Genomic DNA, 9156 nt, shown 5'->3' with positions numbered 1-9156 from the left:
TTTGCTTTGGCTTTGGCTTTGGCTTTGCTTTGGCTTTGGCTTTGCTTTGGCTTTGGCTTTGGCTTTGGCTTTGGCTTTGCTTTGGCTTTGGCTTTGGCTTTGCTTTGGCTTTGGCTTTGCTTTGGCTTTGGCTTTGGCTTTGGCTTTGGCTTTTGATCTTGATCTGCCCCGTCGGAAGGCCGAGCGCAGGTTCTGCGCAGTGGGCAACCCGGCATGGATGCCGGGTTAGCCGCCCCCGGCCATGGATGGCCGATGGCGGCGGGCCCACGGAGCAGGACCGGAGCGAGGGTATGGCGAGCCTGGGCGAGCCACCGTACGTCAGGGGCGAAAGCGCTTTGGTTACTTTCGCGCTTTTCGAAAGTGACCCGCTGTAAGAGCGGAACCAATAGTAGTCGTTACGGCAGAAATGGATATGTACTCGGTCAACAAACCACGGACCACATCACCCCAACGAATAACCGTTATCAACCTTCCAATCCTGCCCATAAACACCCCGGGCGCCTTGGGACAGTTGAAAGATAATCACATTGGCCACCGCCGACGCATCCAGAAAATGCCCCGGCAGCAGACGTTTGCCCAAGGTGTCAGCGACGTCATCGAGCTCACCGTCACTCAACCCCAGGTTGTCCCACATCGAAGTCGCGGTCGGCCCCGGCGAGACCAGATTGATGCGCACGTCATAACGCGCAAACTCCACCGCCAATGTGCGTGCCTGAGCCACCAGCGCAGCCTTGCTGGCGATGCAGGCAGCCAGACCGGGAAAGCTCGAACCGGTCAGGAAACTACCGACAAACACCACCGAAGCCGGGCTCGCCAACTCACCGCGCAACGCCGCCAGGGTGTTCAACGCCCCGGCACCGTTGACCGCCCATTGGCGCTGGAAGGCCGGCATGTCCAGGCTGTCGGCCATTTCGGCAATGCCCGCGTTGGGCACCAGATAATCCACCCGCCCCAGCGCCGCCGCCCTCCGGGCCAGCCCTTGCAAGTCGTCCTCGCACGTGACGTCCCCGGCACACCATTGCAGCCGTTCACCGTAGATCTGCTGCAAGGCTGGCAAATCACCGGCAGTGCGTGACATCGCCAGCACCTTGACCCCACGCGGCAACAGCGCGGCGCACAACGCCAGGCCAATCCCGGAACTGGCACCGGTGATCACCGCCAGACGATCCTGAAACTCGGTTTGCATCATGTTCTCCTGGGCATCGTTAATGCCAAGCACTGGGGACGTTGTGAGCCCCTATCTTTGAACAGACGCAGAAATACTGACTTGACGGCGATCACTTTTCTCGATGGCTCGCCGATCAATGAGTCGAGTGCGACATCGCTGGCTGCTGCTGAAGCACCGCCTGATCGATCTCGCTGAACCGCAGCACACGACCGCCCTGCTCGGCGGCCATTTTTTCCGCAGCCTGCTGACTGGAGAAGGACGCCAGTACCACACCCATTGCCCCCTTGAGCTGGGTGCCGACCACGTAAAACGCATCCTTGGCATCGATCAGATGGGCATCATTGGGTGCGTTCCATGGGCTGCGGCCCATGTCGTGGACATACAACCGGGCCTCGCCATGATGATTTTCCGGTTGCAGCCACCAACCGATCATCTCCGCCGTGGAGCAGAATTTCTTGATGCCGCTGCGCTCGACCACTTCGCCCTTGGGCCCGGGGAAGCCGTCGATGATCATGCCGCAAACATGGCATTCATCACTGGGATGGAAGGCAGCGGCGGCATCGCTGTAGGTGGCTTGCACCGGTTTGTCACAGGCCGCCAGCAGCAGACAGACTATCAGGCCCGCCGCGGCGCGTACCGTCGTCGAATACAGATTACTCATCGTCAGATGCTCCAAAAACCAAGGTGTGAATTCATGTCGCCCGTCGACGGAACAGCAACCAGGCCAAGCCCAAAGGCACCGCCACCCACAGCAACAGGCACAACCAGAGCATCGAGCCCGGTACAGGCAAATCGCTGCCCAGGGTCAGCACACCAGCGCTACCGGCACCGGGCTCGAAACCGGAGAGATTGATCAGGCGATAGACATCGGCGGGGTTGAGTAGCAGTAACCAGGGCAATACTTTCGGGTTGAACTGCCCTTCGCTGAGCACCAGCAGTGCCAACAGTGCCAGGTCGAACACCAGCACGAAGAAGAACCACACCCCCAGCGCCAACCCAGCGGCGGTGGATTTCTCGGCAGACACACTGCTCAGCACATAGGCCAGCCCTAGAAAGCCCCAACCCAGTAACGTCGACGACAGCATGAATCGTCCAAACGCCCAGAGCAGCAGGTTCAGTTCGACGTCCTCCACCAGCACCGCAATCGCGAGCATCGCGCAGCCGAAACCGATGAGGGTCGCCAGCGCCAGGATCAATCCGTGGCCGACGAATTTGCCGAGCAGGATGTGCCCGCGCCCCAGCGGATAGGTCAGCAACAGCAGCAACGTGCCGCTTTCGTCTTCGCCGACGATGGCGTCATAGGCCAGCAGCAAGGCAATCAGCGGCATCAGGAACGTCGCCAGGCTGGCCAGGCTGGCGATGGTGGCGGGCACCGAGGTGAAGCCCAATTGCCCGGAAGCCGCGGCCCCCAACCAGGCGATGCCGGTCGCCAACACGGCGAACAACAGGCTGATCGCCAACAACCAGCGGTTGCGCAAACCGTCATTGAATTCCTTGCGGGCCATGTTCCAGATCGGGTTCATACGGTCTCTCCACTGGGGGTCGCACCGGCCCGGCCCATGTAATAGCGGTAGATGTCCTCCAGGGACGGCGGGTCGATTTCCACGTCGGCCGGCTCGTGTTCATTGAGTAATTGGCGCAACAGGTCCAATTTGTTGCCATTGAGCGCAGCCACTTCAAGGCCCTCCACGCCCCAGCGCTGAGTGACATGCCCGGCATTGTTCCAGGATCGCTGCAACGGCCCGACGTGCTTGAGCCCGTTGGCCCGAATCAACGTCGGCAACCCGGCTTCCTCGCGCAAACTGCGCAGACTGCCGAGAGCCAGCAGGCGCCCCTGGGTCAGAATCGCGGCACGGTTGATATGCGCCTCGACCCCCGGCAATACATGGGAACAGAGAATGATGCTGGTGCCCTGGCTGCGCAGCCGATCGAGCAACCGATAGAGGTCTTGAGTGGCAATCGGATCGAGGCCGACGGTCGGTTCGTCGAGCAGCAATAAACGCGGCTCGCCGAGCAAGGCTTGCGCCAGTCCCAGGCGCTGGCGCATGCCTTTGGAATAGGTCTTGACCCGTCGATGAGCCGCGCCCGCCAGGCCGACTTCCTCCAGCAGCACGTCCACCTGCGCGAGCGCTGCGCCTTTGAGTCGGGCGAAATGCCGCAAGGTCTCCAGGCCGCTCATCTGCGGATAGAAGGTCACGTTCTCCGGCAAATAGCCCAGCAGTCGCCGAACCTGCGGATCACTGGGCAATCGGCCGAACACCCGGACCTGCCCTTCACTGGCCTGAAGCAGACCGAGCACCAGTTTCATGCTGGTGGTCTTGCCCGCGCCGTTGTGCCCGAACAAGCCCAGCACTTCGCCTTCGCCCAGACTCAGGTTCAATTGATGCAACACCGTGGTGTACCCATAGCGCTGGCTGACGCCTTCCATGTCGATGACGTTCATGCGGTGGGCTCCTGGGTCAGGGGTTGGGTGGTGGGATTCATCAGCGGATGGCTGTCCAGAACGCCCGGCGACTTCATCACCGGAAAGGCCCGTTGCACCCAACGCAGCAATTCGATCCCGGGGCTGTTCATCAACAGCCGCACCTGCGGGTACAGCCACAGCAAGCGGTCGACGTTGTCGTTGGGTTCATAGGCGACATCGCCCAGGCCATCGTTGTTGCGATCCCAGCCCAGATAATCGCTCCAGTAATTGCCCCGACCATCCGCCGACCATTCCTGCAAGCGGGTGGCGACGTATTTGACCTGCCGTTGGTTGCCGACAAAGGCGTTGTCGGCGATGCGGTTGTCTTCGGAACCGGCGGTGAGGTGAATGCCCACGGCGCTGTGCTCGAAGTGGTTGTGTTCGATGCTGTTGAACAGCGAGTTGTAGATGAACAACGCCTTGCCCTCGGCGCCGCTGATCATGCTGTCGCCGGTCGAGCCGTCGCGCACGTCCGTGACGAAGTTGTCGCGCAAGGTTGAATAGGTGATGTAGTTCATCAGGATGCCGTAGTTCTGATCCTGTTCGGAGCGGTTGCCGATCACCGTGAGCTTGCGGCTTTGCATCAGGGCGTAGCCGGTGCGGGTGCGGCGGGTGGTATTGCCGATCAGCCGGTTGTCGTTGGCGAACATGTAATGCACGCCGTAACGCAGGTCTTCCAGGGTATTGCCCTGCAGCAGGTTGCCGTTGGAAGTGTCGATGTAGATGCCATCGCGGGTGTCGCGCACATGGTTGCCGATGACCCGGGCGCCATGCACCGCATACAGGTGAATACCGTTGCCGCGATCCTGGGAGCGCAGCGCCGGATCCCCCTGAATGTTGTTATCGATCAGGCTCGCATCCTGCGTCCCGTCGACCCAGATACCGAAACCCTGGCCCTGCAGGCGATTGCCTTTGATCACCGCGCCATGGGCCTTGGGCTGGAGAAACACCGCCGCATTCATGGCTGTGAGGTCGTGCCCCCAGTCCACAAAGGTACAGCCCTCAATCCGCACATCGGGCGCGCTGACAATCACCCCGTTGCCCTGCCCTTGCGCCTGAAACACCGCGCCGGGCTCGCAGAGAATCTGCATCGGTTGATCGACGCTGAACGAACCAACGTACTCGCCCGCCGGCAAGTGCCAGCGTTGTTCAGCGTCAACCCGCAACGGCAACGTGGTGATGGGTTGCACCGCCGCCAGTGCGCCGCCTGACATCAACAGGAGCGCAAGGGCAATGACCTTCACCGGGTTTTCCTTGATCTCGGTCATCGGCCCGCTCCCGTCGATTGGCAACTGTCAGGCCCGCTCGACCTTCATGCGACCGACCATTTCCATGTGCAGCGCATGGCAGAACCAGCTGCAGTAGTACCAATGCAGGCCGGCCTTGTCGGCGGTAAAGGTGATAGACGAGGTTTGCTGCGGGCTGATCTCCATGCTGGCGCCATGGTTGGTCATGACGAAACCGTGGGACACGTCCTCGATCTGGTCGATGTTGGTGATGATCACGGTGACCTCGTTGCCCTGCTTGACCGTGAACTCGGTCAGCCCATAGGCCGGGGCCATGGAGGTCATGTAGACCCGCACATGATTGCCGTCGCGGATGACCTTGTTGTCAGTCTCCAAGTTGATCCCGTCTTTCTTGGCCAGTTCCACGGTGGCGGCGAAGAACGGGTCGTTGCGGTTCCAGATCTTCTGGGTCTTGATCTGGTCCCGGCGCGCCAGGATGCAATCGTGGGGTTCGGCAAACGCAGGGCCGTCATGCACCAGCTTCATCTCGTCGCCGGAAATATCGATCAACTGGTCATTTTCCGGGTGCAGCGGCCCGGTCGGCAGGAAGCGGTCCTTGGAGAATTTGCACAACACCACCAGCCACTTGCCGTCCGCTTCACTGGTTTCGGTCAGCGAGGCGTGGTTGTGGCCGGGCTGGTAATGCACGTCGAGCTTCTGCTTGATGTAATTGACCTTCTCGCCCTTGTAGGCGCGTATCGCTTCTTCCATGTTCCACTTCACCACCTGGCTGTCGATGAACAGCGTGGTGTAGGCGTTGCCGCGACCGTCGAAGGTGGTGTGCAACGGGCCCAGGCCCAGTTCCGGCTCGGCGACGATAACCTCGCGCGGGTCCTTGAATTTATCAGCGAACAGGTCGTCCAGCCGGTCGATGGCAATCATCGATACCGTTGGCGACAGCTTGCCGTTGGCAATGAAGTACTTGCCATCGGATGAGGTGTTGAGGCCGTGGGGGTTCTTCGGCACCGGGATGTAGCGAGTGAACTCGGAGTCCTTGCCATCGGTTTTACGACCGTCGACCACCGGCACTTTCGAGTCTTCCAGGGTGATGAATTTGCCAGCCTTGATCGCAGCCTCGATGCGCGGGATGTTGAACACCACGACCCAGTCGCGCTCGTTGCGCATCATGCCGCCAAGGTCGTAAGCCTTCTCCGAGTTGTAGCAGGTGGACGCGGCGTACTTGCCGGTGTAATCCGCGTCGGAGTTGTCCAGGTTGCCGTCGACAATGACCTGGAAGGCCATCTCCATTTTCTCGGCATCGATGGCGTTGAACATGGTGAAGCTGTTCTTGTCTTGCAGGTCGAAGGTGCGGCCATCATTGGGGTGCGGGATGACGAATTCAGCATTGGCGAACACGTACTTGGTATAGGGCACTTTTTGCAGACGCAGGCCGTGGATGGCCTGCACGTTCGGCACGGTGAGGATCTTGTCGCACTTCATGATGTCCAGGCGGATGCGCGCGACCCGGGAGTTGGCCTTGTCGTTGATGAACAGGTATTTGCCGTCGTACTTGCCATCGGTCATGGAGATATGCGGGTGATGGCAATCGCCGTTCTGGAACTTTGCACTGTCGCCCAGGATCCGTTTGCTTTCGTTGGTCAGACCCCAACCGGTGGCCGAGTCGACGTTGAACACCGGAATACGCATCAACTCACGCATCGACGGCACGCCGAGCACCCGCACTTCGCCCTGATGACCGCCGCTCCAGAAGCCGTAATATTCGTCCAGCTCACCGGGGCCGACATGGATTTTCGCCTGCGCATCCTTGACCGCCGCGGCCCACGACTCGCGGCTGAACACTGCGCCGCCCAACGTCGTCGCACCCGCCAGCACCGCACCGGTGACGGCGCTGCTGCCCAGAAAACCGCGACGGCTGAGTCCCGCGTGTTCTTCTTCCTGCACGGGTTTTGTGGATTCTGTGTCAGTCATGTTGCGTACTCCTTGAAGGGATAAAACGGTCACTGCGCAGGTGCGCTCGCGAGCTTCATTCAGCCGCCTGCAATTCCACGACGGGTATCAGCTGCACCGCCACGGGTGCCGCTTTGCCGCGCTTCTTGCGCTTGTTGATCAGCGGCGGGCATTTGTCTTCGTTGTGGTAGGTCATCTGGCAATCGAGGCAGTAGTGACACTCGTTGGCATTGATCCGGCCATCAGGGTGAATCGCCTGGATCTCGCATTCCTTGGCGCACAACTGGCAGGGGCTGCCGCATTCCTGGCGGCGTTTGAGCCAGTCGAACAGACGAAATTTGCTCGGAATCGCCAGCGCCGCACCCAACGGGCAGATGTAGCGGCAATAGACTTTGCGCGTGAAAATGTTGATCACCAGCAGCGCCACCGCGTAGAGCACGAACCACCACTGGCGGTCGAACCTGAGGGTGATGGCGGTCTTGAACGGTTCCACCTCGGCGAACAGCTCGGCGGTGGACATCGATTCCAGGGAGATGCCGAAAAGCAGCAGCAAGATGATGTATTTGATCGCCCACAGCCGCTCATGCACCGCAAAGGGCAATTCGTACTGGGGAATTTTCAACTTGCGCGCGGCTTCGTTGATCAGCTCTTGCAAGGCGCCGAACGGGCACAGCCAGCCGCAGAACACGCCACGGCCCCACAGCAGAATGCTCGCGGCGGTAAAGACCCAGAGCATGAAGATCAGCGGATCGGTGAGAAACAGCTCCCAGCGAAAGTGCTCGAACAGCGCATGCACAAAGGTCAGGACATTGACCACCGACAGCTGCCCCAGGGCATACCAACCCAGAAAGACCACGGTAAAGAGCAAGTAACCACGACGCAGCCAGTGCAGAAAGCGTGGCCGGCGGGTGAGCTTGTCTTGCAGGAACAGGATGGCCGTCAGCAGCAACAATGCGCTCGCGAGGACGGCGATCTGGAAGTGTTTCTGGTACCAGATGTTCAACCACATCGGCCGGCTGGCTTCCTCGATGGCCGCCCGTTCTTCGGCACTGGGCGCAGGTCGCTCAAGGTAGGGTTCGGGCAGTTGATAAGGCAGTTCGAAGCTGCTGAAGGTGCCGCTGACCGGTCCCGTCTGACGCCGCACCAGGAGTTCCAGGGACCAGGGTGATCCCGGATCGAACCCCGCCGGTTTGCGCACAATGAACACCGACATTTCAGTGAACTCGGGCATGCCCTTGGCAAACACGTCGGAGAGCCGCTGATGGTCCATGTCGCGAAAGCTGATGACGTTGCCGAACTGGCGCAATTGCACCCGATCGAAAATCCCTCCGCGCACATAACCCGAGCCTTTATAGGAAAACAGCCCACGCCCCAGCACCACGATGGCCTGTTCGCCGGGTTTGAGTTCCTGCATGAGGAAGCGATATTGATTGTCGCCCAGTAGCGCACGGCCAATGGTCGGTGGGTTCAAGTCGGCGGTGTACAGCTCGATAAAGGTGTCATCGACTTGATCCGCGCCGGCGTTGTCGACGCCTTCGGCGTCGGTGCCCTTGAAGGCAGCATCGACCTGCCCACGGGTCAGGTTCAACCGGCGAATGGCGCCGTTACCGGTCAGTTGCTCCCAGGTGGCAGGCTCGTAAAAATCCTGGCGCACGGTGGCGGGCCTGTTCACCACCCCGCCCCTGTCCTCAATCAGCTTCAACGATACGGCCACCTCATGGGCGGCACGCATGATGACCTCATTGACCACCATGGCGGTGACGGTTGCGCCGGCGATGGCATCCACGGTGACCGCGCTCGGATCGCTGGAATGCCCGACGACTACCCGCTGGCTGACCTTGATCCCTTTGTATCGGGCGCTGAAGCCGTGGAGTTTTTCTTCGGGGATGCCGATCAGCAGAATCGGTTCGTGGTGCTCCAGTACATAGGCGTCCTGAATCACCCCGGCGGTGTCGAGGATCACCTGAGTGTTGATCGGCTTGCCCGAGTAGGCCGGAATGTCCACCACATCCAGGCTCTGGAACACATAACCGATGACCTTGCCGGCCGCCGACAGCGTGCGTACCTTGAACGCGCCTTCGGCGGCGGAGATTGAATCGGTTTGCGGGAAGACCTTCTCGATGCGCTGCTGCTCGATGTCGCCGTATGACTTGGCATGCACCGTCGCGAACGCGGCGATCATCAGCAAGACCATCATCACCAGCCCGACGCTCCAGATGCGCGGATTGCCATGTGTCGAAGGCTGATGGATTGTCATGAATTCGCTGATTTCAAGAGGGCTTGCGGCCATGTTAGGCAGCGTTGTGTGCCTCGCCCTTGATTGAAATCAA

At 60.4% G+C, this 9156-nt stretch carries 7 protein-coding genes; all 7 read right to left on the bottom strand.

Going from position 1 to position 9156, the window contains the following annotated elements:
- Window positions 1-442: 442 nt before the first annotated feature.
- A complete protein-coding gene (locus AC1RQB_RS20820) occupies window positions 443-1186 on the bottom strand; it encodes an SDR family NAD(P)-dependent oxidoreductase (RefSeq protein ID WP_008075013.1) in 744 nt (247 codons plus the stop codon).
- Between the two features lie 115 nt (window positions 1187-1301).
- A complete protein-coding gene (locus AC1RQB_RS20815) occupies window positions 1302-1829 on the bottom strand; it encodes a nitrous oxide reductase accessory protein NosL (RefSeq protein ID WP_063340240.1) in 528 nt (175 codons plus the stop codon).
- A gap of 31 nt (window positions 1830-1860) precedes the next feature.
- Window positions 1861-2691, bottom strand: a complete 831-nt coding sequence (locus AC1RQB_RS20810; RefSeq protein ID WP_063340241.1) for an ABC transporter permease — start codon at window positions 2689-2691, stop codon at window positions 1861-1863.
- On the bottom strand, window positions 2688-3611 hold the full coding sequence (locus AC1RQB_RS20805; RefSeq protein ID WP_063340242.1) for an ABC transporter ATP-binding protein: 924 nt from the start codon (window positions 3609-3611) through the stop codon (window positions 2688-2690). Before AC1RQB_RS20805 ends, AC1RQB_RS20810 begins: the two co-directional genes overlap by 4 nt.
- Window positions 3608-4900, bottom strand: coding sequence for a nitrous oxide reductase family maturation protein NosD (locus AC1RQB_RS20800; RefSeq protein ID WP_063340243.1), 1293 nt, complete (start codon window positions 4898-4900; stop codon window positions 3608-3610). Before AC1RQB_RS20800 ends, AC1RQB_RS20805 begins: the two co-directional genes overlap by 4 nt.
- Before the next feature lie 27 nt (window positions 4901-4927).
- Window positions 4928-6847 carry a TAT-dependent nitrous-oxide reductase gene (nosZ, locus tag AC1RQB_RS20795; protein ID WP_063340244.1) on the bottom strand — a complete coding sequence of 640 codons (1920 nt, stop codon included), beginning with the start codon at window positions 6845-6847 and terminating at the stop codon, window positions 4928-4930.
- A gap of 55 nt (window positions 6848-6902) precedes the next feature.
- A complete protein-coding gene (nosR, locus tag AC1RQB_RS20790; RefSeq protein WP_063340245.1) occupies window positions 6903-9116 on the bottom strand; it encodes a transcriptional regulator NosR in 2214 nt (737 codons plus the stop codon).
- Between the last annotated feature and the right edge of the window lie 40 nt (window positions 9117-9156).

The sequence above is a fragment of the Pseudomonas sp. GW822-FHT02E03 genome (assembly GCF_058802325.1).
The sequence above is the reverse complement of the archived record's forward strand: the minus strand, read 5'-3'. Positions and strand labels throughout refer to the sequence as shown.